Here is a 21,915-nt window from a genome sequence, read left to right as displayed (position 1 = left end):
GCCGTTTAGAATTCTCGTCAAGCCCGGGGTGTCACACCCTGTTAGTATCCGTTCCGCCTTGTGGGATCCCCTTGTGAGATAAATCGCTGGGCGATTGTCGTCCGAATGACTGACAGGTTTTCAGAAGCTGCAGCATGCGACGTGTTTTCGCAGCTCCTGGGGCTGGAACCGCTTGATTGAGGTTGCGTGCGAACACAATTCCTGGTCGACTTCTGATTGAGGAATGTCACATCAACCAATCCGCAGTTTATGGAGTTCATTTGCCACGGGAAGATTAAACTCTGTTGACGGAAGTGTGAACATGGCGTGAAGAGAATTACTCAATAAAGACTTCTACGCGGAGTGTGTGCTCATTGCGCAGAAACGGATTTTCGGAGAGGAGGCCCGATGACACGCAGGCACGCGGCCCCTGCCAGCCTCGCCAGTGTTGCCTTCGGGGCGACGCCGGTTGTGCCTCCGTTTCCGCGCGCTGATACACCCGAACGTCAATGGCTGCGCGGAGTCGCACTGGGGGCGGCAGGCTTCTATGCGGCAGCGCAGGCTCAGTTGGTGGAGAACGTGCGCACTCCGTTGGGGGTCCGGGGGCCGTCTGTGGACCTGGCAGTCAGATCACTGAGCTTCAGCACAATGGCGTCGTTCCAGCGCCAACTCGGCAGATACTCCGCAGCCGCGACGCTCGACGGACAGGCTCTGCAACTCGCCACGACGGCCAGTGACACCACTGTCATTCGGGCGGCAGATGGTGCGGAGTCCCAAATTGCGGAAGCATGGTGTGACGCGATAACAGGCCTCGCGGCCGATGCGATCGGGGTCTGGCGCCTGGGTGTCGCGGGTCGGCTGCTGGAGCGCCTCGATGAGGAGCTGGAGCGATGTGATGTTGGCGACAGTAAACGCCTGTGGCGGCAATGGGTACGGCGTGATTGGGTGCGCTGCGAGCTTGCGCTCTACTCGGGAGCGGCTGCAACCGGACGGCGCTACGCGGAATCAGCCCGTGATCGTGCGCGGAGGTGCGCTTCGGTACGCCACCAGATCAAGTCGGAACTCATGGTTGCGGCGGCGTTGAGTGCGACGGGGGACGCGTCGGGCGCGTCCACTCTGGCCGCACGCTGCCTTTACGCGTCCGAGAGTCACGGGCTGTACCCTCTCGCCTGGGCAGCTGCATGTTTGATACCTGGCGAATCCGGCGCGGATGAACGAAAGGGCGCATTCGAACGTGTTCTTCATAGAAGAGGAGGAGTGTTCGTATGAGCGTTCGCACCGCCAAAGCGCCGCAGTGTGTGTCCCGGCCTGGCGTTCGGCCAATGGTGTCAGAGGGGGCCGGTATTGTCGTATAAGTACCGAAGCGATCTCGGCAACCACATAGCGCGGCCCTATCGAATGTCTGAAGCACACGACCTTGCCTCCGAAAAAGGCGTGAAGGAAGCCGCACAGGCCTCTGTAACGCCTTCGCCTCATCTGGCGATGAAGATGTCAGATGAGGATCTCAGCCTTGCCGTTGTGGCCGCAGGCCGTGGCGACAGGGTTGCCCTCTCGACTGTTTTGGAGGCAATACGGCCCGCGGTAGTTCGCTACTGCCGGGCTCGGGTTGGCATCGGAGAACGCGGGCATGTGTCCGCGGACGATGTGGCGCAGGAGGTGTGCATGGCGGTCATGACGGCATTGCCCCGGTATCAGGACCAGGGTCGCCCGTTCATGTCTTTCGTGTACGGCATTGCTGCACACAAGGTTGCCGATGCGCACCGGAGTTCTGCGCGGAATAGGCAAGATCCGACAGAGGATATGCCAGATTTCGCGTCGGGCGACGATGGCCCCGAGGACCATGCGCTGCTTAGCGAATCGTCCCGACGGGTTCAGGAGTTACTGAATTCACTCTCCCCAGAACAGCGAGAAATCCTCATCCTCCGCGTCATCGAAGGCGTATCAGCTCAAGAAGCCGCGGAGATTGTTGGAAGTACCGCAGGTGCTGTGCGGGTAGCGCAGCACCGGGCCTTGGCGAAGCTCAAGAAGGCGATGGGGAGAGTGGGTGACATCGATGGCTAGGCGCGACAGACATAGCGAAAGTACTGGAGACGGCGCCAGCCGTGCGAATGAGGGACTGATGAGCGGAGGCGTGCCGGGTGAGGAATCCGGTGTGCCCGACATCAGCGACTTGCTTCACGATGACGCATTTTTGGACGCACTTTCACAGGGCAGTGTCGTCGACACGGCAACTGACGACGAGCGTGAGCTAGCGGCACTCTTGCTGCAATGGCGTGATGACGTTGTCGCGGCGCCGATGCCTGCCGGACCAGACCTCGATGAGGTGCAGCGCGTTGTCAGTGATTCGGGTGTGGTTCAGGCCCTTCCCGTGCATAGGTCGCGTCGTCCAGCCCGCTGGATGACCTCGGTGGCGGGTGTTGCGGCTGCGGCTGCTTTCGTCATCGGTGGCGTCGCTGTGATCTCACAGAGTGCGCAGCCGGGTGATCCGCTCTGGGGCTTCCGTCAGGCGATTCATGGTGCCGATGAGACAACCGTGATGGTGGCGAGCCTCCGCAGCGAACTCGATCAGGCTGAACGCGCGCTTGACAGTGGCGACGTTCAGCGTGCCAAGGAGATCCTCGACTCGGTAGCGCCGCAGCTTGGCTCCGTTGGTGGACGTGACCAGGACGAACTCAGTGAGAAGTTCCAGAATCTCAGTGAGCGGGTCGACCGGCATCCCGACCGCGCCGATGTTGCACCGGTGACGACTTCACCGAAACGAACAACCGGTCCGGAATCCACTCGGGCGACAGCGCCTGCGCCAGTCGAGCTGCCCACGTTCACCTTCGATCCCGAGGTGCTCAGGACAGTTCCGCTACCGCCGATTACCGAATTCCCGCTGCCGCCGTTCATCCCGCAGCCGCAACTGCCGGCAGAGCCGCCTCCTGAAGTGACAATACCGCCAGAGATTCTGCGGCTCCCGCCGGTGGAGGTCCCGATCGAGCCGCCTCCGCCTGCGGAGACGACGCCACCGCCGACCACCACAGCGGCTCCGCCTGCGGAGCCGACCACGACGGTCCCGACAACAACCGGCCGGGTGCCGACGGCGCTGCAACCTACGGTGACGTCGGTACCAACCGTGGATGTGCCGTCGATTCTCGAGCAGCTTCCGTTGCTGCCAGATGATCCGCGATTGCGTCCCGGCAACTGACCCGATCGGCTAGTCCAGGCACGTACCTGGATTGGTTTCAAGCCAACCCACACAAACGTGGCCCCCGAATGCGAGATCCGGGGGCCACGTTTTACGTGTCATACAGGGGAGGGTCAGATCTCCCGACCGCCTTGCAGCCAAGATCGGTAAACGCCACGATTCTGGGGTGAGATGTCACTCATGACGCCGTCTGCGTAGCCGCGGCAATAGTCCCACGTGACGTAGGCATCAGGATTCGGATCGAACGCAGGCTCGTGAGGCCGCACAGTGCCGTCCGTCAGCAGCTGGAGTAGATTGGCGCGGAGCATGTCCCAATCGTGGAAGTGATCCTTCTGGCAGTCGTCACAGCACACGACGAGGCCGCGGATACCCCGATGAGCAAGCAACGCCTCATACACTGCGAGGTCCTGAAGATCTTCCTCTATCGCCATTCGTTCGTGCGGGTCAAGAGGCTGTCCAGGATCGAGGGAGTCAAGTGCCGCAGCCGGATCTTGCGGATCGTCTGCGAAAGGATCCGGCGGTAAACCAGGTGGAAGTTGATCGCGCACGTCACTACCGTACTGAGAAGTCACCCATCTTCGCCACCGGTTCGGCCGCGTTGGGGCAATCCAATGAGAAATTTTTCTTCCCGGCAGCGCTAAATCACCGTGCTGAAGGCTCGGGAAAGCGCCGCCGAACTGGTATGTGCGCGTGAACTCAGCGCGGCGTGCCTCTGGTGTGTAATTCATCATGCCATCCGCCGCGTCAGCGAGCCTCGGGCGTTCGCTATGAATTTGCTGTGGATTGGCTGAGACCAGCTCCGCTCCTTGGGTGTCAGGAGCAGTCACTCGCGCCCTCTATCATGGAGAGAAATGCAGGGCTGCCCGAAGCGGGGGTATGGTGTCCGTTTCGGCAACTCTCAGCAAGTTCCCGGGGCAAAGTCCGGCGGGGCAACAAGCACACGAAGGAAGGCCGCTCGGCATGACCACCCTGGCACAGCGTGCTCACATAGGCGGAGATGACCCCGGCAAGATCGCCATGCTCGGGCTCACGTTCGACGACGTCCTGCTCCTGCCCGCAGCGTCCGATGTCATTCCCAGTCAGGTTGACACCTCGAGTCAGCTGACGAAGCGCATCCGGCTGCGAGTCCCGCTGGTGAGTTCAGCGATGGACACGGTAACTGAAGCTCGGATGGCAATCGCCATGGCACGCGCGGGCGGTCTGGGCGTTCTCCATCGCAATCTGTCACCAGAAGCGCAGGCCGCTCAAGTCGAGACCGTCAAGCGGTCCGAAGCGGGCATGGTGACCGATCCCGTTACCTGTGGCCCGTCTGACACCCTCGCGGATGTCGACGCAATGTGTGCCAGGTTCCGCATTTCAGGTCTTCCGGTGGTCGACGATTCCGGGCAACTCCTCGGCATCATCACGAATCGTGACATGCGCTTCGAGGTGGACATGCGCCGCCCGGTGTCCGAAGTCATGACGAGAATGCCGCTGATCACCGCGCGCGAGGGGGTCACCGCGGAAGCAGCCCTTGGCCTGCTACGCCGGCACAAGATCGAGAAGCTCCCTATTGTCGACGGAGAGGGTGCACTTCGTGGCCTCATTACCGTCAAAGATTTCGTCAAGACCGAACAATTCCCCGATGCGACGAAAGACACCGATGGCCGCCTCCTCGTCGGTGCCGCTGTCGGCGTTGGGGATGATTCCTGGACGCGGTCGATGCAACTCATCGACGCGGGAGTGGACGTCCTGATTGTCGACACCGCGCATGCACACAACCGCCGAGTTCTCGAGACAGTGAGCAAACTCAAGGCTGAGGCCGGCGAGACCATCGACGTCATCGGTGGCAACGTTGCGACCCGCGAAGCCGCTAAGGCACTGGTCGACGCGGGCGCAGATGCGGTGAAGGTAGGCGTGGGCCCCGGTTCGATCTGCACCACTCGTGTCGTGGCTGGTGTGGGCGCTCCACAAGTGACAGCCATCCTCGAGGCCGTCGCAGCCTGCCGTCCCTACGGTGTTCCGGTCATCGCGGATGGTGGGTTGCAGTTCTCCGGGGATATCGCGAAGGCCCTCGCTGCGGGTGCCTCGACCGCGATGCTTGGTTCGCTGCTCGCCGGTACCGCCGAGTCTCCAGGCGAACTGATCTTTGTCAATGGCAAGCAGTTCAAGAGCTACCGCGGGATGGGCTCTCTGGGTGCGATGCAGGGCCGCGGACAAGCCGGTGAGGCACGAAGCTTCTCGAAGGACCGGTACTTCCAGGACGACGTGCTGTCTGAGGACAAGCTCGTGCCCGAAGGTATCGAAGGACGTGTTCCGTACCGTGGCCCACTCAGCTCGGTGACGCACCAGCTCGTCGGAGGTCTGCGGGCAGCGATGGGCTACACAGGTGCGAACACGATCGAGCAGCTCCAGCAGGCCCGGTTTGTGCAGATCACCGCTGCGGGTCTCAAAGAAAGCCACCCGCACGACATCACAATGACCGTCGAGGCACCTAACTACACAGTTCGCTGAGCTCAGCAGTAGTAGGTTGAGGTACGGTTCGGGGCGCAACGCCCCTCCACGCACTCGAGTAGAGAAGGGACGCGCGTGCACGACCACGTTGAGATTGGTATGGGCAGATCTGCCCGCCGCACGTACGGGCTGGCAGATGTAAGCGTCGTACCCTCACGGCGCACGCGCTCCGCGAAGGAAGTCTCCACAGCGTGGCAACTCGACGCCTACCGATTCGGCATTCCGCTGCTGGCTCACCCGAGCGATGCCATCACGTCCCCGGCATTCGCGATCGAACTGAGCCGGCTGGGTGGCCTCGCAGTTCTCAACGCTGAGGGGCTGCTGGGGCGGCACCGCGATGTTGATAGCAAACTCGAGCAGCTCACTGAGCGGGCCGCTGGCAAAGACGGCCCGGCAGAAGCGATCAGGATGTTGCAGAAGCTGCATGCTGCTCCGTTGCAGCCGGAGTTGCTCGCGGCAGCAGTCGCTGAAGTGCGTGATGCCGGTGTGACGACAGCCGTGCGGGTCAGTCCCCAGAAGGCGCGGGAACTCACGCCGATTCTGGTGCAGGCAGGCATCGACCTTCTGGTGATTCAGGGGACGATCATCTCCGCCGAGCACGTGTCGAGCAATGAGCCGCTGAACTTGAAGAGCTTCATCGCCGAACTCGACGTGCCAGTGGTCGCCGGGGGAGTGAGCGATCACCGAACGGCGTTGCACCTCATGCGGACAGGAGCGGCAGGCGTCATCGTTGGATATGGCGCCTCTGCCGCGACGACAACTCACGAGGTCCTCGGTATCGGCGTTCCGATGGCGACCGCGATCGCGGATGCCGCTGCCGCCCGCAGGGAGTATCTCGACGAAACCGGAGGCCGTTACGTCCACGTCATCGCGGATGGTGACATTCATTGTTCGGGTGACATCGCGAAGGCTATTGCGTGCGGTGCTGACGCCGTCATGCTTGGCACGATGCTGACTGCGGCAAAAGAGGCTCCGGGGCGAGGCTGGTACTGGCCAGCAGTTGCCGCGCATCCATCCGTCCCGCGGGGGTCGGTCGTCCAAATCTCTGAGCCGGATGAACAGGTTAGCCTGGAGAAGGTGCTCAACGGGCCCTCCGACGATCCGTACGGCTATCTGAACGTCGTCGCGGGTCTGCGTAGGTCGATGGCTAAGGCAGGTTACTCGGACTTGAAAGAGTTCCAGAAAGTTGGCCTCACAGTCCGCTTCTGATGGTGCGACATCTTAGGTAAGCCTTCACGCGCGGCAGGTTTCGGGTTGCGTCACACTTGAGCCAGATTCCCGTAATGCGGAGGTGGCAGCGTGGCCAGCAGAAATTCACTCGACTTCGACGTGGTGATCGTCGGCTCCGGCTTCGGTGGCAGCGTCACCGCGCTGCGGCTTGCCGAAAAGGGATACAAGGTGGCTGTCCTCGAAGCGGGCCGCCGCTTCGAAGACGACCAGTTTCCGAAGACCAGCTGGGACGTCCGCAGATTTCTGTGGGCGCCAAAGCTGGGCTGCTACGGCATCCAGCGTATGCACCTCCTGCGTGACGTCATGATTCTCGGTGGCGCGGGCGTTGGTGGTGGTTCCCTCAATTACGCGAACACGCTTTATGTCCCCGGCGACCCGTTCTTCAACGATCGGCAGTGGGCCGGCATCACCAACTGGCGTGAGGAACTTGCACCGCACTACGAACAGGCGCAGCGCATGCTGGGAGTTGTGCGCTTCCCGCATATGACCCCAGCGGATTACGTGATGAAGGAAGTCGCTGACGATATGGGTGTTGGTGGCACGTTCGTGCACACGCCCGTGGGTGTCTACCTCGGCGAACCAGGCCAGAAGGTCCCTGACCCCTATTTCGGGGGCGTCGGTCCCGAACGGACCGGATGCACAGAATGTGGTTCGTGCATGACCGGGTGCCGCGTTGGCGCCAAGAACACACTGGTCAAAAACTATCTCGCGCTCGCAGAGAACGCTGGGACGCAAGTTTTCCCGCTGACAACCGTCACCGGTCTAACTCAGCAGGACGATGGCGGATGGAGTGTGGAGACGCAGCGCACGGGCGCTTGGGTGCGCAAGCATCCGAAAGCCTTCACAGCCGGGCAGGTCGTCCTCGCGGCAGGAACCTGGGGGACGCAGAACCTGCTCTTCAAGCTTCGCGATGAGGGCCGGCTGCCGGATCTGTCACCCAGACTCGGAGTGCTGACGCGCACCAACTCAGAATCGATTGTCGGCGCGGCTAAATACAAGGTCGACCCCGAGATGGACCTGACACAGGGCGTCGCGATCACTTCGTCGTTCCACCCCACATCGGACACTCATATCGAGCCGGTGCGGTACGGCAAGGGATCGAACGCTATGGGCATGCTGCAGACGCTGATGGTCGACGGTGGCGGTCGCGTTCCCCGCTGGCTGAAGTTCGTTTTCGCGGTGCTGCGGCATCCAGTTCAGTTCGCGCGGGTGCTGACGGTGCGCAACTGGAGTGAACGCACCATCATCGCCCTAGTCATGCAGCATCTTGACAATTCGATTACCACTTATACGAAACGTGGAGTGCTGGGCCGAAAGCTTACGAGCAAGAAAGGCCACGGTGAACCCAACCCGACCTGGATTCCCGTAGGTAATGAAGCGTGTCGCCGCATCGCGAAGAAGATCGGCGGCGTCGCTGGTGGCACGTGGTCCGAAGTATTCAACATCCCGCTGACCGCGCATTTCCTTGGCGGCGCCGCAATTGGAGAGAGCCCGGACCACGGCGTGATCGATCCCTATCACCGGGTGTATGGGTATCCGACATTGCACGTGGCTGACGGCGCGGCGGTGTCAGCGAACTTGGGCGTCAACCCCTCGCTCACCATCTCGGCGCAGGCCGAACGTGCGGCGTCGTTGTGGCCGAACAAAGGTGAAGCCGACCAGCGTCCGCCGCAGGGACAGAAGTATGAGCGGATTGATCCAGTGCCGCCGCGTCATCCCGCCGTCCCCGTCCACGCGCCCGCCGCGCTCGGGTGGCCGACCCTCCCGCGGGGGGAGGGCGTCGCTTAATGCGGCACTGCTGTTGAACTGAGTAGGTCCTGCTCGCCAACGCTGAGGCCAGGGACCGCAACTCGCGAGCGGTGCACCCTGGCCCCAGACTGAATGGTGATGATTAGGCGGAGCTACTTGTCTTCTCCTGTTCGTTCCTCGAGAAGTGCCTCGTCGCCGTGAACATCCTCATTGGCAGCATGCTTCGCCACCAGTTCGGTGTGACCGGGGTAGCGGATCTCCTCGACCAGGTTCTGCATCACGAGCGTCGGCTTCGGCGTGAACATCGAGACGGCCCAGGTCACGGCGAAGTTGAGCAGCATGCCGATGACTCCGAAGCCGGTCGGTGCGATATCTGCGATCGGGTCATTCCCGAGGAAGATCGGTGCCGACTCAGTGGGCAGCGTCCAGATGAAGTAGAGCATTGTGACCGTGATTCCGGTGCCCATGCCGGCGGCGGCACCGATCGCGGTGCACTTCTTCCAGAAGATGCCAAGCAACAGCGTTGGGAAGAAGCTTGCGGCCGCTAGACCGAAGGCTAGGGCGACGACCTCGCCGGCGAAGCCGGGGGGGTTGATGCCCAGGTAACCGGCGACCAGGATGCCGACGGCCATGGAGATGCGGGCTACTAACAGCTGCTGCTTCTCGTTTGCCTTCGGGTTGATCCGCTTGTGATAGAGGTCGTTCGCTACCGCCGACGAGATCACCAGCAGGAGTCCGGACGCCGTCGAGAGCGCCGCCGCGACACCGCCGGCGGCGACCAGCCCGACGATTGGTGCCGGCAAACCGGCGATCTCAGGTGAGGCGAGGACCAAGATGTCATTGTTGATCAGCACCTCGTTGGCCCCATCGCCGCGGAAGATGGCGTCCGATCCAGCCGGGATCGGCTCCTCTGCGATGTTGGTGATCAAACCTAGGTCGCTCCAGGTGCTGAACCAGGGCTGCTCGCTCAGCGTGCCGGCGATCGAGTTTTCTAGAATGTTGAACTTCGCGAACGCCGCCACCGTGGGAGCCGTGGTGTAGAGCAGCGCGATGAAGAACAAGGCCCACAGTGCGGAGTACCGTGCCGCGCGCACTGAGCTAGCGGTGTAGAACCGGATGATCACGTGTGGCAGGCCCGCGGTGCCGAACATCAGCGACGCGGTCAGCAGGATCATGTTCATCTGGTCGGCGCCGAAGAGTGCTGCGGTGTACTCGCTGAACCCGAGCTCCGCCTGCAGCGCCTCAAGTTCGTCGAGGATCTGGCCGAAGCCGACCTGCGGCACCGGGATTCCGGTCAGTTGGGCAGATACTGCCACCGCCGGGATCAGGTACGCGGTGATCAGCACCGCGTACTGGCAGACCTGTGTCCAGGTGATGCCCTTCATTCCGCCGAGAACCGCATAGAAGAACACCACGGTCATGCCGATGAGTACACCGATGGTGGTGTCCACCCCGAGGAAGCGGCCGAATACCACGCCGGCGCCAGCCATCTGGCCGACGACATAGGTCAGAGAGACGACGAGCGCGCATCCCACGGCGATCAATCGTGCGGTCTCGTTGTAGCGGTCGCCAACGAAATCCGGGATCGTGTACTTGCCGAACTTCCGCAGGTACGGAGCAAGTAACAGGGCGAGCAGCACGTAACCGCCGGTCCAGCCCATCAGGAAAGCGGCACCGCCGTACCCATTGTTGGCGAGCGCGATCAGGCCGGCCATCGAGATAAACGAGGCTGCGCTCATCCAGTCAGCGGCGATCGCGGCACCGTTGGCCGGCGCGGGGATCCCACCCCCGGCGACATAGAACTCGGAAGTGTCCTTCACCCGGCTGCGGTAGGCCACATAGATATAGACGGCGAAGGAACCCCCAACGAAGATCAAAGTCCAGAGTTGGATATCCGTCATGAGTGGTGCACATCGCTCTCGTAGTCGTGGATCCCGAACGCGGCGTCGAGCTTGTCCATACGCCAGACATAGAACGCGACGAGTCCGAGGAAGACCAGGATTGAGCCTTGGTTCGCGAACCAGAATCCAAGGGGGAATCCGGCGATCACGATGTTGTTCAGCAGATCGGCAAAGAGGATCCCGGCGCCGAACGACACTAGGGCCCAGATCGTCAGGAGTACTGCCATTAGCCGTAGGTTTTTGCGCCAATAGGTGCGGCGCGCCTGTTCGTCCATCTTTGTCCTCCCGGGGATGGGGGTTCGTGGCGACAGAAAACCCGGGCGGAAGCACGCGGGTCAATAGAAAAGTGTGACACGAGTCACGAGTGTCGGTGGGCGGTATGGAAAATGCGTCCAACGGTGTGTGATATCGGCCGTTGCCGGGTATGCACCGTTCGCCACTGTTAACCGACCGTTCAGCGCACCTGCTCGACCATTCGTCTCACGACCGGCGGCTGCAAATGACACGATGGTGCGTGCGGAGGACCGTACAGTCGGGCCATGGCCCAGAAGACGAAACCCCACCAGACCACGGAGGCCACACGCGTGGGCAGCCAGAAACCCACTTCGAAAGGCACGGCGAAACGACCCGTCGTGCCGGGGCGCCGACAGCTGGCAGGAGCTGTGGCGATGGTGCTGTTCGGATCGTTTCTGCCGTGGGTCTCGACCGCGATCGAGAACGTGTCTGGGGCACGTGGTCCCGGCTTGTGGACCTTCTATGTGGCTCTATTAGGCCTCGCGGGGGCGGTGCTTCCAGCGGCGCTGCGGAGGGTCGCCGGCGTACAGGCCGCGCTGATGGCCGTGGTCTGCGTGGTGCTCCCGGTGTGGCAGTTGGTGCATGTGCTGAACTTGGTTGGGGTTGGCGGTTGGATGCCGGGCCCCGGACTGGTCTTCGTGTTCGGTGGTGGAGTTCTCGCGGGTGTCGCCGCCATCCGGTTACTGCGCCCAGAGAGAGATCGCGTCGATCAGTAACTGCGCAAGTCAGCCCGGCAACGGCTCTCCCTATTCTCGGCCCGCTGGAAGGTGATTCACGCGGGCAACTCGCGGGAGGGAGCGGGGTCTGAAGGTGCCTTAGACTGTCCGGGTGACTGAAACCGCCCAGGACCGTCCCGTCATCGTCATTGACTTCGGTGCCCAGTACGCGCAGCTCATTGCGCGCAGGGTGCGCGAAGCGCGCGTCTACTCCGAGGTTCTTCCGCATACGGCCTCCATCTCGGAGATTGCGGCGAAGAATCCGCGGGCGGTTGTCCTATCCGGTGGCCCATCGAGCGTCTACGCGGAAGGGGCACCCGCGCTCGACCCGGCCCTGTTTGATCTCGAGGTCCCGGTCTTCGGTATCTGTTACGGGTTTCAGGCGATGGCGCAGGCGCTTGGCGGAGAAGTGGCGCACACGGGTACCCGTGAGTATGGCCGCACCCAGTTGACGGTATCCGGCGGGGTGCTGCACGACGGCCTTCCCGTGAACCAGCCGGTCTGGATGAGCCATGGTGACGCGGTGACTGGCGCCCCCAAGGGGTTTGAGGTGACCGCGACAAGTGAAGGCGCGCCGGTCGCAGCGTTTGAGGACCGCGCGCGGAAACTTGCCGGTGTTCAGTACCACCCGGAGGTGCTTCACTCGCCCCACGGCCAGCAGGTGCTGTCCCGGTTCCTGCATGAGATCGCCGACATCGAACCAGTATGGACACCCGCGAACATCGCTGAGGCGCTCGTCGAGCAGGTCCGCGAGCACGTTGGTGATGGTCGTGCGATCTGTGGGCTTTCTGGTGGCGTCGATTCCGCGGTGGCGGCGGCACTTGTGCAGCGTGCCATCGGCGACCGGCTGACGTGTGTATTCGTCGACCACGGGCTGCTGCGTGCAGGTGAGCGCGAGCAGGTTGAGCATGACTTCGTGAAGGCCACGGGAGCGAATCTTGTGACGGTGGATGCCGCCGAGACGTTCCTCCGCGAGCTTGCCGGGGTTTCCGACCCCGAGGCCAAGCGCAAAATCATCGGCCGCGAGTTCATCCGGTCATTTGAAGGTGCCGTCTCAGAAGTGCTCGGCGAAAATGCGACGCACGGCGATACCGTGGACTTTCTCGTTCAGGGCACGCTGTACCCCGACGTAGTCGAATCGGGAGGTGGCAGCGGAACTGCCAACATCAAGAGCCATCACAACGTTGGCGGCTTGCCGGAGGATCTGCAATTCACGCTCGTCGAGCCACTGCGCCTGCTGTTCAAGGACGAGGTGCGTGCGGTGGGGCGGGAATTGGGGCTGCCTGAGGACATTGTGCAGCGTCAGCCATTTCCGGGCCCCGGGCTGGCGATCCGCATCGTGGGGGAGGTGACGGCCGACCGCTTGGCAACGCTGCGCCAGGCAGATGCGATCGTTCGTGAAGAACTCACCAGCGCCGGACTCGACCGGCAGATCTGGCAGTGCCCAGTCGTTCTTCTCGCTGATGTACGCAGTGTCGGCGTACAGGGGGACGGGCGCACCTACGGCCATCCGATTGTGCTGCGTCCCGTCAGTAGCGAAGATGCGATGACTGCGGACTGGACTCGTATTCCCTACGAAGTCCTCGAACGCGTATCGACGCGTATTACCAACGAGGTCGCCGACGTCAATCGTGTGGTCCTCGACGTGACCAGTAAGCCTCCCGGAACGATCGAGTGGGAGTGAGACCGCGGCGATAGGGCCTGAATATGACCGAACCGGCTACCGCGCAACGATCGGCGCATGTGCAGAGTGCTACCGGTCCGCCCGTGACCGGTAGCACGAAGTGGCTCGTCTTGGGGATACTGGCATTTGCGGGATTCTGGGTCACTTATGCGGTATCCGTTCTGACGTCGCGCGGCCACTACATCGAGAATGCCGCGTTGCGGGGAGCGGATCAGGTGGACGCCGCACTGGTGGTTGAGGCGGATTCTGCCCTGAACGCGATCACGGAGACGTCGCTCGCTGTTGTCTCCTTGCTGGTTGTTGTGGTGGCCTTGTTGCGCCGACGCGTTGACCTCGCGATCGCGGCGTCAGCAATCATCGTGGGCTCGTCGCTGATTACACAGGTGCTCAAGCGATTTGTGCTGCCGCGACCAGAGTTGATCGAAGTCACTGGCCCCTACACGATCAATAGCTTTCCTAGCGGGCATACAACGATCGCCATGTCGGTGTTGTTCGCGCTGCTGATCGTCGTGCCGTTCAGGTGGCGCGGTGTGGCGATGTTCTTCGGTGCGTTTTTCGCCGTGGCGATCGGTGCGCATACGCTGACGTCGAAATGGCACCGATTCAGCGACACGCTCGGTGCCGACCTCGTCGCCTTTGGTGTCGCGTGCCTCGTCACCATCGCGCTGGTCCAGCGGGGAGCTCTGGTCCGGGTGGTTGGGGGCCGCTTTCCATTGCGGGTCCTGTTCGTGGTGGCGCCCCTAGCGCTGAGCACGGTGGTTTCGCTGGGATTGGGTGTGCTACTACTGCTGCTCAGCGAACTCCCCACCGCGCCTGACGAAGTGCTGGATTACAACATGTATCTTGCGCTGCACGGTCTCGCAGCAGGAGCTTCAGGGTTGACGGCCCTGGCGTTCTGGTGGTCGTGGCGGCGAATCGATGTGGGGAGCCCGCCGACCGAGCACCATGAGAGGCCCAGTCGATAACTCTGTGCCTCTCATGGTTATTCAGTTGTTCCGGCGATTAACCGGTGCTAACACGAGTACGAGGCCGATGACCAGGGCAAGGGCGATGAGGATCCAGGGTAGGGTGCGCAGGGCGCCCGCGTCACCACCAGGATCGGCCAGAGCCCAGACACTGACCATCAGTGAGCCGGCGGCTGTGAGGAGCAGCAGCGGGGAAAATCGGCTTACGGTGCCGTTGCTGTGAGAGTCGGAGTTCCGGTTTTCAGCCATGGAGGATCTCAACCTTTCCGGTCGTCACCGAGGCACTGACCGTGAGTTCGGGGGCATCTTCAGTTCCTGCGCCCAGTGAGAGGCCCTGATTGGGGCAGGCCATTTCACCCATCTGGACTGCGCATGAGGTACGCACGTTGATGTCGTCGGGGACATGGACGATCAGTTCACCCATCCCCACGGACGCATCGATAGTCGCGCTTTCCGTGAGATCGAGATCGCGGAGGTCGAGGGTGAGGCTACCCAGCCCGAGTCGATACTCGGGTTGCAGGTCACTGACCGTTGCGGGCTGGTATGTGCGCTCACCCACGCCGGCCTGGAAGTAGGAGAAGTCGATCGGAGCGGCGATTGTCGCGATGATGACGAAGCCAGCCAAGGGCGCGGCTACGGGAACAAGTCCGTGGCCGACGCCGCGGAACGCCCCGACAAGTAGTCCGGCACCAACGACGGCGAGCGTTGCCGCGCCGATACGTCCCGGAGTCAGCCAGGTCGTTCCGGCAGTGAGCGCCAGTGCGGTCAGAACCGCGGCGAGAATGATCGCGAGTCCTAAGGTCACGGCCGTCAAGCGTGAGCGCGGTTTGACTACTACGGGCAGGTGGGCGGGAGCCGGCTCGGGGAGATCCCACGCGAAGGGTGCAACGCCGAGCGGATCCCACGACGGTGGCTGGTGGCGGGTGGTGGCCGCCTCGTGCACACCAGTTCCTGCAGGGCGCGTCGTCATCGCTGAGGGCGTCACAGGGGGCGTCTGCGCCATTCGTTCAGTGTGCGCAGTCGCATCGCTGCCGGACGTCGCAGCTGGCTGGGCCGCGCGTGGTGCTGACGTCTGCTCCGGGGTGGAGGCATGCGGGGATGGCGGCGTGGTATGGGGTTCCGCGGTCTGATGGGGCGCTGTCCAGGCGCCGGGGCTGGGCTGTCCCCAGGTGTGTGGCGGAACGGTCGGCGGTGTCCACGCGGTCACGTAACCGGGCAGCGGAGGCGGGGTGGGTTGCCGCTGGTAGAGCAGCCACCAGCCGACGAGCATCAGTGCGAGGCTGACGAGCCCGGAACCGCCGGCGCCGAGCCCTACCGGTGCGAAGATGCTCACCGCGATGGCAAGGGCGACAACGAGCACGACCGTGCTTGGCTGGGATTGCGAGCTCGATCCCCGGCCAATTAATGACTCGCCAGACGAGGTCTGATCCGCATCTTTTGGAAGCAGCAGCCACCCGGCGAGGTAAAGGACGATGCCTGCGCCGCCGAAGAAGGCGGACACAATGAACGCTACGCGGACGAGAACGGGATCTACCTGGTATCGGTGGCCGAAACCAGAGCACACTCCCGCGATTTTCCCGGTGTGGCTCAGTCGTGCTGGGCGCGTGCGCCATAGGTCGTTGACCTGGTCACTGAAGCTCGTCGTGGTCATGAATTAATGATGCTCGCCGCCGCCCTCGCGCAACATCAGGTGTTTCCCTGATCTTCCACCGATTCGGATGCGACGGTGGGGATTACCCTGAGGGGGCGGATCAGGGTGGAGCCCTGATGCCGACCAGCCTCTGATCATGTCAGGATCGAACCGTGAACCCTGCCCTGCGCCCTGACCCGTCCCAGCCGGTCCTGTACCGGCGTGTTCGAGCCCGGGTTGTCGGTGGTGTCGCCGGGGGCGTCGCGGACCATCTCGGTGCCGACGAACAGAAGGTCCGGTTAGCGTTTGTCCTGCTGAGCGCCGCTGCGGGCATTGGTGTGGTCGTTTACGGTTTGCTCTGGATCCTTACCCCGCCTGGCAATGATACGGAGCCGCTGAGTCCGGAGCGGCGACGCCAGGCAATCGGTCTCGCCACCATTGGCGGCGCGGTAGCAGTCGGTTTCGGGCTGTTGTCCAGTGGTGCGCTGGGTGCAGTGCTGGTTCCGGTGCTTGTCGCAGTTGCGGGCGCGGCGCTGGTGTGGCGCGAGTTCGACACGGGAGCGCCGCGGTCGATGCTGGGCCTTTCGCAGAGACCGACAGCGCTGACGTGGGCTCGCGTGATTGGCGGCGTCACACTCGTCGTCTTGGGGCTTTCGGTCATTTGGCTGGGGCAGGTCGACTTCGGCGCGTTGAGGTCGTCATTGATGGCGGTGCTGGTGACCCTTGCTGGTGTCGCCGTCCTGACTATCCCGTTGTGGCTGCGGATGTGGCGTGCGCTGAATGAGGAGCGCGCCGCGCGCATCCGCACCGAGGAACGCGACGAAATTGCCTCACATTTGCACGATTCCGTGCTGCAGACGCTTGCTCTGATTCAGAAGCGTTCAGAACGCCCCGCGGAGGTACAAAGACTCGCCAGGATGCAGGAACGTGAGCTTCGGCGTTGGTTGTTCAGCGCAGAATCAGACAGTCCGGAGAGTCTGGCAGCGGCGCTCAAGTCGCTTGCGGGCGAGGTTGAGGACCAGTACGGTGTCACGATTCAGCCGGTCACGGTGGGGGATCTCAGAATCAGTGACTCACCGTCGCACGTGGCGCTACTCGGTGCGGCGCGAGAGGCATTAGTGAACGCCGCCAAGCATTCTGGTGAATCGAACATAGATTTGTTCGCGGAGGTGGAGCCGCAAAAAGTAAGCGTGTTTGTGCGTGACCGCGGGAAGGGGTTTGACCCTGAGGGTGTGCCATCGGACCGCCAGGGACTCGCGAAATCGGTGCGACAGAGGGTCGAACGGCGCGGCGGTTCGGTCGACATCCGCACGGCACTCGGGAAAGGTACTGAGGTGCGGATCCACCTTAAGCGGGACGACGCGAATGCCGAAGTCGAGGAGACAGAATGACTGACCGGACCTACCGTGTCTTTCTGGTCGATGACCACGCGGTTTTTCGATCAGGAGTGCGGGCGGAACTTGCCACCGAAGGCGACATCGACATTGTTGGCGAGGCGGGGGCGGTAGTGGAGGCGGTCAGCGGGATCCGCCAGACCCGGCCCGACGTGGTGCTGCTTGACGTGCATATGCCGCAGGGTGGCGGCGTCTCCGTCCTGCGCGAAGTTGACGAAGGGCCGGTGTTCCTCGCGCTCAGCGTTTCTGACGCGGCTGAAGACGTGATTGCGGTGATCCGGGCCGGAGCGAGGGGGTACGTCACGAAGACGATCTCCGGGGCCGAACTCGCCGACGCGGTACGCCGGGTCGCCGGGGGTGACGCTGTCTTTAGCCCGCGTCTCGCGGGATTTGTGCTCGACTCTTTTACCGGCAAATCGCCGGTTCCCGAGCCTCCACTCGATCCTGAACTCGATTCGCTGACGCCTCGGGAGCTGGAAGTGCTGAGACTGCTCGCACGGGGCTACACATACCGCGAGATCGCCGAAGAGTTGTTCATCTCGATCAAGACGGTCGAAACCCACGCCTCCAATGTTCTCCGCAAGACCCAGCAGTCAAACCGCAATGCATTGACCCGCTGGGCTCACCGGAGGCACATCAGTTAGATCTGGCTCACAACGATGCCCACAATGATCGCAGCACCCGCACCAAGACCGAGCAAGAGCAGTGCAACGATCAATGACAGCCGATTGGTGCTCATGAGGTCAGCAAGCTCGCCCTCGGCGTACTCCCCGTAGGTGACCGGCTCCGGTTCGCTGTCGACCACGATGGGACGCGGCTTGAACCGGGGCGCAGGTGGCTGTGAGGGTGCGGTGTTTCCGCCGGACCAGAGAGGCGCGCTTTGCGGTGCGCTCTGTGATTTCGCAGCGCTGGGTAGTTTCGCGCTGACAGCGCTGCGTTGCGTGTTGCGGGCAGGACGTTCGTGCGTGAATTGGGAGGCGGATCTTTTCTGCCAGGGGGGCGTCTCACCGGGCGGGATTTGCAGTGGTGCGGACAAGATGAAGGCGATCGTCCCATCGTCGCCAGCGGCGATTGCCGCCAGAGCATTGCGCGCCTCGCCGATGCCCGGCCTGTTCGCTGGATTCGCGTCGATCATCGATGCCACCACAGCTGAGAATTCGTCGCGGCGTGCCATCCCGCGAGCAGATCCGCTTATCGTCTGGTTGAGCTGCGAAATCGGATCATTCGAAGGCCCGAACGGGGACACCCCTTCGACAGCGGCGTACAGCGTGGCGCCCAGCGAGAAAACATCTGTGGCTGGAGTTGCGTCCGCTCCTCGCGCAATTTCGGGTGCGAGATAGCCGGGAGTGCCGATGACGTTGAGGTGGGCGAACTGGACATCGGCAGGCTGGGCAAGACCAAATCCCGCAAGCTTGACGCGTCCAGGGTTCCGGCCGTTCGTGATGAGCACGTTGCCCGGGTGGACATCACGGTGCAGAAGACCCGTTCCGTGAGCCGCGTGCAGCGCGTTCGCCACCTGGGCGCCGATTTGGGCAACAAGCATCGGGGTCAGGCGGCTGCTCAGCTGAAGAGCGTGCGTCAGTCCGATGGAGGGTACGTACTCCATCACCATCCACGGATCATCACCATCGAGTGCGACGTCATAGAGGGTGACGATGTTGTCATGCGAGAGCCGTGCGGCGGCGCTTCCTTCCCTCAGTGCGCGGGCGCGCGCCTCGGTTAGCGCGGGCCGTGGCAGGCCTGGAGTGACAATCGCTGGCTTGACGGCGACATCGCGGTCAAGGAGTTGATCTTTCGCGAGCCACGGTGCTGCACTGCCGGCGCTTCCGATTCTGGAACGCAGGCGGTAGCGGCCTGCGACCAAATAGCCAGATCCCGCAGCACGACGCGCTTGTTCCAGGTTCGTCATTCTCCAGAATGTAGTGGTAAAAGCAGTTTTCCGGCCAGTCCATCCGGGAACTGTGACCAGCGCAGTGCGAAGTTGTAATGGAGTTGATGCGGGGGCTTTTAATTGTCATACCTCTGAGGTTTACTAGCAGTATCGAACTTGTGTTCGAGCAGGTTGCGCCTTCCCCGCATCCGCGCATCACTGGGATTTCAGGGGAGTGGTATGTCTGCATGCTCGGCCAGTCTGGCGACTCTTTCCAGGCATGAGCAGATTGAGCAGCTGCGGAGCCGGATAGCAGCTGTACCAGGTCGTGTTGGCTCGGTAGCTCCGGCCGACTCACCGGTGCCCAGAGATGTGTCTGAAGAGCGTCCAGCGGATACAGAGAAATTACCCGTACCAGGTCCTTTTGAGGCAGTGCTGCCGGGAAGGCGGCTCGCGAAAGGTTCCATACTCAGTCTCACGGGAAGCCGGTTCGTTCTCTTGGGCCTGATCGCTTCAGTTACGGCAGCCGGTGGCCATGTCGCCGTGGTCGGGATGCCAGAACTGAGCCTCCTTGCTGTCGCAGAAATGGGTGGGGATTTACGGCGAATTGCAGTCATTCCGGACCCTGGCCCAGATCCGGTAGAGGTGGTGGCAGTGCTGCTCGATGGTGTGGACCTCGTGGTGCTGAGAATAGGGGGGACTCACGTGCCCTACACCCGGGCGCGAGCGCTTACTGCGCGGGCGAGAAGTAAGAAAGCTGTGCTAGTTGCCGTAGACGGCCAGTGGCCGCAGCCGGAGATAGTGCTCGAAAGCCATGTGCGGGCATATCGCGGGCTGGGCAGGGGACATGGGCGCATCCGTAGTCTCAGTCTCACCATGCAGGCGCGGGGGCGTTCCTTTCAGCCACGGCACGTGGCTATGCGGCTGACGTGCACGGCAGGACGAGTTCAGTGGGAGCATGAGGAAACCCTTGCTGACGTTGCACCGTTGAAAGTGGGTGCGCGATGAGTCACGAGTCTCGGGTTCTTGCACTGTGGTGCCCCGACTGGCCAGCAGTTGCGGCGTCGGCTGAGGCCGGTGTCGCGGCGCACCAGCCGGTAGCTGTGCTTCTGAGCAACCGGGTCATGGCGTGTTCTGCAACCGCGCGTATGCAAGGAGTGCGGCGGGGGGTGCGGCGGCGGGAAGCGCAGGCTCGATGCCCTGAACTTTACGTGTGCGTTGCTGACGAGGATCGTGATGCGCGACGGTTCGAGTCCGTGGCCGCCGCAGTGGACGCGATAGTGCCAGGCGCGGAAATCGTACGGCCAGGGCTGCTGGTGCTGCCCGCCCGGGGCGTGGCCCGATATCTCGGTGGGGAAGAAGCAGCGGCAGAAAGACTGATCGATGCGATCGCTGGCACCGGAGTCGAATGCCAGGCTGGAATAGCGGACCAGATTTTCACTGCCGTGCTAGCAGCCAGGCATGGCCAGGTTGTTCCGGGTGGGCGGGATGCGGAATACCTTGCACCATTTCCCGTGTCGGAGTTAGCCGTTGAGCCAGGTCTCGCGGCTGTGGAGCGTGCAGAACTCACTGGGCTGCTCACTCGATTGGGATTACGCACCATAGGTGATTTCGCTGCGGTCGAGGCCCGTTATGTGGCCTCGCGCTTCGGTACTGACGCTATCTCGGCTCATCGCCGGGCCCGGGGCGAACCGGACCGTCCGCCCTCTGGCCGCGCGCTGCCACCTGATCTGGAGGTAGCGCAGCGCTGTGATCCGCCAATTGAACGTGTCGACATGGCTGCGTTCGCGGGTCGCGCGCTTGCGGTGCAACTGCACGAGAAACTAGCGGGTGCGAACGTTGCGTGCACTCGGCTGCGGGTTCACGCCCGCACTGAGAATGGTGAGGAACATGCGCGTGTGTGGCGATGCGCCGAGCCATTGACGCCAGAAGGCACAGCGGATCGCGTCCGCTGGCAGTTAGATGGCTGGCTCACCGGGCATCACCAAAGCTCCCCTACTGCCGGGATCACGTGGTTGCGCCTTGAACCTGTGGAAGTCGTGAGTTCCGGTGCGCTGCAGTTGGGGCTGTGGGGAGGGGTGGGTGAAGACGAAGAACGTGCCCGCCGCGCGCTGATCCGTGTGCAGGGACTTCTCGGCGGTGACGCTGTCCGCATCGGGGTGCAAAGCGGCGGAAGAGGCACAGCAGAGCGGGTCACGCTCATTCCGCTGGGTGACGAGCAGGTTCCAGCTTCTGATCCCGCAGCGCCTTGGCCAGGGAAGCTGCCAGAACCTGCGCCATCAGAAGTTTACGATCCAGCGCCAGAAGTGGCACTGCTGGATGAGCGCCGCAGAGAGGTTCTCGTGACGGGCAGGGGGATCCTGACTGCCGAACCGCACACTCTCATGTGGGATAAGGACGAGTGCTCCATCGAAGCATGGGCGGGCCCGTGGTGCGTCGACGAAAACTGGTGGGACGCTGGTTCGGCCCAGCGCGCTGCCCGTCTGGAGATTCTCACAGAAAACCGCGGTGCTCTACTCGTCAAGTGCACCGCAGGGATCTGGAATGTAGAGGGCCGGTGGGGGTGAGGGCAGTCAGGGGAAGTAGCTGGGGATCAACTCAAGAGCCTGCAAAACCGCTCCGAAGTTCTGCCACACGAGATCACGGACGAACGCGTCGATCTGGTCGATCGGTGGAAGCATGAGAACACCTTTCTTGTCGGAGGCATATCCCACCCCAGTATGGTGAAAACACGGCTCTGTGTCTCCTGAACAATCGACAGATGACGTTCAGGAAGCCGTTATGGGGTATATGTCTTTCCTGAATCCAGGATCTGTCTCA

Annotated in this window: 19 protein-coding genes; 13 read left to right on the top strand and 6 right to left on the bottom strand. The window is 62.6% G+C overall.

The features are described 5' to 3' along the window. Window positions 1-387 precede the first annotated feature (387 nt). The 3 genes from AS9A_RS19285 to AS9A_RS19275 all read left to right on the top strand — a co-directional run bounded on the left by AS9A_RS19285 (window position 388) and on the right by AS9A_RS19275 (window position 3,169). Window positions 388-1,248 carry a hypothetical protein gene (locus tag AS9A_RS19285; protein ID WP_013808818.1) on the top strand — a complete coding sequence of 287 codons (861 nt, stop codon included), beginning with the start codon at window positions 388-390 and terminating at the stop codon, window positions 1,246-1,248. Between the two features lie 213 nt (window positions 1,249-1,461). Then, window positions 1,462-2,040 (top strand): sigma-70 family RNA polymerase sigma factor, encoded by a 579-nt coding sequence (locus tag AS9A_RS19280; protein ID WP_041452249.1) that lies wholly within the window; start codon window positions 1,462-1,464, stop codon window positions 2,038-2,040. A gap of 58 nt (window positions 2,041-2,098) precedes the next feature. Then, the gene (locus AS9A_RS19275) at window positions 2,099-3,169 is read left to right on the top strand and encodes an anti-sigma-D factor RsdA (RefSeq protein ID WP_013808816.1); all 1,071 of its coding nucleotides are present in this window, start codon (window positions 2,099-2,101) and stop codon (window positions 3,167-3,169) included. 113 nt (window positions 3,170-3,282) lie between these two features. On the opposite strand, the gene AS9A_RS19270 is transcribed toward AS9A_RS19275, so the two are convergent. Next, entirely contained in the window at window positions 3,283-3,717 is a 435-nt protein-coding gene (locus AS9A_RS19270; RefSeq protein WP_013808815.1) for a DUF5319 domain-containing protein, read from the bottom strand. A 412-nt stretch (window positions 3,718-4,129) separates the two neighbouring features. On the opposite strand from AS9A_RS19270, the gene guaB reads away from it, so the two are divergent. The 3 genes from guaB to AS9A_RS19255 all read left to right on the top strand — a co-directional run bounded on the left by guaB (window position 4,130) and on the right by AS9A_RS19255 (window position 8,680). Next, window positions 4,130-5,662, top strand: coding sequence for an IMP dehydrogenase (guaB, locus tag AS9A_RS19265; RefSeq protein ID WP_013808814.1), 1,533 nt, complete (start codon window positions 4,130-4,132; stop codon window positions 5,660-5,662). Window positions 5,663-5,761: 99 nt separating this feature from the next. Beyond that, on the top strand, window positions 5,762-6,871 hold the full coding sequence (locus AS9A_RS19260; protein ID WP_041451223.1) for a GuaB3 family IMP dehydrogenase-related protein: 1,110 nt from the start codon (window positions 5,762-5,764) through the stop codon (window positions 6,869-6,871). 90 nt (window positions 6,872-6,961) lie between these two features. Beyond that, window positions 6,962-8,680, top strand: a complete 1,719-nt coding sequence (locus AS9A_RS19255) for an FAD-dependent oxidoreductase (protein WP_013808812.1) — start codon at window positions 6,962-6,964, stop codon at window positions 8,678-8,680. A gap of 113 nt (window positions 8,681-8,793) precedes the next feature. Here AS9A_RS19255 and AS9A_RS19250 read toward each other — a convergent pair whose 3' ends face one another. Beyond that, the gene (locus AS9A_RS19250; protein ID WP_013808811.1) at window positions 8,794-10,542 is read right to left on the bottom strand and encodes a sodium:solute symporter family protein; all 1,749 of its coding nucleotides are present in this window, start codon (window positions 10,540-10,542) and stop codon (window positions 8,794-8,796) included. Further along, complete coding sequence (locus tag AS9A_RS19245) at window positions 10,539-10,817, bottom strand: DUF4212 domain-containing protein (RefSeq protein WP_013808810.1); 279 nt, start codon at window positions 10,815-10,817, stop codon at window positions 10,539-10,541. Before AS9A_RS19245 ends, AS9A_RS19250 begins: the two co-directional genes overlap by 4 nt. Before the next feature lie 264 nt (window positions 10,818-11,081). Here AS9A_RS19245 and AS9A_RS19240 point away from each other — a divergent pair, with 264 nt between their 5' ends. The 3 genes from AS9A_RS19240 (at window position 11,082) to AS9A_RS19230 (ending at window position 14,201) form a co-directional block, all read left to right on the top strand. Next, complete coding sequence (locus tag AS9A_RS19240; RefSeq protein WP_202798176.1) at window positions 11,082-11,552, top strand: hypothetical protein; 471 nt, start codon at window positions 11,082-11,084, stop codon at window positions 11,550-11,552. A 112-nt stretch (window positions 11,553-11,664) separates the two neighbouring features. Then, a complete protein-coding gene (gene guaA / locus AS9A_RS19235; RefSeq protein ID WP_013808808.1) occupies window positions 11,665-13,236 on the top strand; it encodes a glutamine-hydrolyzing GMP synthase in 1,572 nt (523 codons plus the stop codon). An 83-nt stretch (window positions 13,237-13,319) separates the two neighbouring features. Continuing rightward, on the top strand, window positions 13,320-14,201 hold the full coding sequence (locus AS9A_RS19230; protein WP_049793958.1) for a phosphatase PAP2 family protein: 882 nt from the start codon (window positions 13,320-13,322) through the stop codon (window positions 14,199-14,201). 21 nt (window positions 14,202-14,222) lie between these two features. On the opposite strand, the gene AS9A_RS19225 is transcribed toward AS9A_RS19230, so the two are convergent. Next, window positions 14,223-14,450, bottom strand: a complete 228-nt coding sequence (locus AS9A_RS19225) for a hypothetical protein (protein WP_013808806.1) — start codon at window positions 14,448-14,450, stop codon at window positions 14,223-14,225. Continuing rightward, window positions 14,443-15,852, bottom strand: a complete 1,410-nt coding sequence (locus tag AS9A_RS19220; RefSeq protein WP_013808805.1) for a PspC domain-containing protein — start codon at window positions 15,850-15,852, stop codon at window positions 14,443-14,445. The genes AS9A_RS19225 and AS9A_RS19220 overlap by 8 nt, the downstream gene beginning before the upstream one ends. 152 nt (window positions 15,853-16,004) lie before the next feature. Here AS9A_RS19220 and AS9A_RS19215 point away from each other — a divergent pair, with 152 nt between their 5' ends. Together AS9A_RS19215 and AS9A_RS19210 are read left to right on the top strand one after the other, a co-directional pair. Next, entirely contained in the window at window positions 16,005-17,222 is a 1,218-nt protein-coding gene (locus AS9A_RS19215; RefSeq protein WP_013808804.1) for an ATP-binding protein, read from the top strand. Continuing rightward, entirely contained in the window at window positions 17,219-17,869 is a 651-nt protein-coding gene (locus tag AS9A_RS19210) for a response regulator (RefSeq protein WP_013808803.1), read from the top strand. The genes AS9A_RS19215 and AS9A_RS19210 overlap by 4 nt, the downstream gene beginning before the upstream one ends. On the opposite strand, the gene AS9A_RS19205 is transcribed toward AS9A_RS19210, so the two are convergent. Next, window positions 17,866-19,134, bottom strand: coding sequence for a serine/threonine-protein kinase (locus AS9A_RS19205; protein WP_013808802.1), 1,269 nt, complete (start codon window positions 19,132-19,134; stop codon window positions 17,866-17,868). The genes AS9A_RS19210 and AS9A_RS19205 overlap by 4 nt on opposite strands. Before the next feature lie 201 nt (window positions 19,135-19,335). Here AS9A_RS19205 and AS9A_RS19200 point away from each other — a divergent pair, with 201 nt between their 5' ends. Together AS9A_RS19200 and AS9A_RS19195 are read left to right on the top strand one after the other, a co-directional pair. After that, window positions 19,336-20,103: a hypothetical protein gene (locus tag AS9A_RS19200; RefSeq protein WP_013808800.1), complete on the top strand. Its 768-nt coding sequence runs from the start codon at window positions 19,336-19,338 to the stop codon at window positions 20,101-20,103. Then, a complete protein-coding gene (locus AS9A_RS19195) occupies window positions 20,100-21,662 on the top strand; it encodes a DNA polymerase Y family protein (protein ID WP_013808799.1) in 1,563 nt (520 codons plus the stop codon). The genes AS9A_RS19200 and AS9A_RS19195 overlap by 4 nt, the downstream gene beginning before the upstream one ends. Window positions 21,663-21,915 lie beyond the last annotated feature (253 nt).

Origin of the sequence: Hoyosella subflava DQS3-9A1, assembly GCF_000214175.1 — a bacterium.
GTDB classification, from domain to species: Bacteria; Actinomycetota; Actinomycetes; order Mycobacteriales; family Mycobacteriaceae; genus Hoyosella; species Hoyosella subflava.
Note: the sequence above shows the minus strand (reverse complement) of the source record. Positions and strands in the feature narration are given on the sequence as shown.

What these genes read in the sequence shown, in the direction of transcription:
- AS9A_RS19285 (WP_013808818.1), top strand. Translation starts at nt 388, where the DNA reads ATGACACGCAGGCACGCGGCCCCTGCCAGCCTCGCCAGTGTTGCCTTC.
- AS9A_RS19280 (WP_041452249.1), top strand. Translation starts at nt 1,462, where the DNA reads ATGAAGATGTCAGATGAGGATCTCAGCCTTGCCGTTGTGGCCGCAGGC.
- AS9A_RS19275 (WP_013808816.1), top strand. Translation starts at nt 2,099, where the DNA reads ATGAGCGGAGGCGTGCCGGGTGAGGAATCCGGTGTGCCCGACATCAGC.
- guaB (WP_013808814.1), top strand. Translation starts at nt 4,130, where the DNA reads ATGACCACCCTGGCACAGCGTGCTCACATAGGCGGAGATGACCCCGGC.
- AS9A_RS19260 (WP_041451223.1), top strand. Translation starts at nt 5,762, where the DNA reads ATGGGCAGATCTGCCCGCCGCACGTACGGGCTGGCAGATGTAAGCGTC.
- AS9A_RS19250 (WP_013808811.1), bottom strand. Translation starts at nt 10,542, where the DNA reads ATGACGGATATCCAACTCTGGACTTTGATCTTCGTTGGGGGTTCCTTC.
- AS9A_RS19245 (WP_013808810.1), bottom strand. Translation starts at nt 10,817, where the DNA reads ATGGACGAACAGGCGCGCCGCACCTATTGGCGCAAAAACCTACGGCTA.
- AS9A_RS19240 (WP_202798176.1), top strand. Translation starts at nt 11,082, where the DNA reads ATGGCCCAGAAGACGAAACCCCACCAGACCACGGAGGCCACACGCGTG.
- AS9A_RS19225 (WP_013808806.1), bottom strand. Translation starts at nt 14,450, where the DNA reads ATGGCTGAAAACCGGAACTCCGACTCTCACAGCAACGGCACCGTAAGC.
- AS9A_RS19220 (WP_013808805.1), bottom strand. Translation starts at nt 15,852, where the DNA reads ATGACCACGACGAGCTTCAGTGACCAGGTCAACGACCTATGGCGCACG.
- AS9A_RS19210 (WP_013808803.1), top strand. Translation starts at nt 17,219, where the DNA reads ATGACTGACCGGACCTACCGTGTCTTTCTGGTCGATGACCACGCGGTT.
- AS9A_RS19205 (WP_013808802.1), bottom strand. Translation starts at nt 19,134, where the DNA reads ATGACGAACCTGGAACAAGCGCGTCGTGCTGCGGGATCTGGCTATTTG.
- AS9A_RS19200 (WP_013808800.1), top strand. Translation starts at nt 19,336, where the DNA reads ATGTCTGCATGCTCGGCCAGTCTGGCGACTCTTTCCAGGCATGAGCAG.
- AS9A_RS19195 (WP_013808799.1), top strand. Translation starts at nt 20,100, where the DNA reads ATGAGTCACGAGTCTCGGGTTCTTGCACTGTGGTGCCCCGACTGGCCA.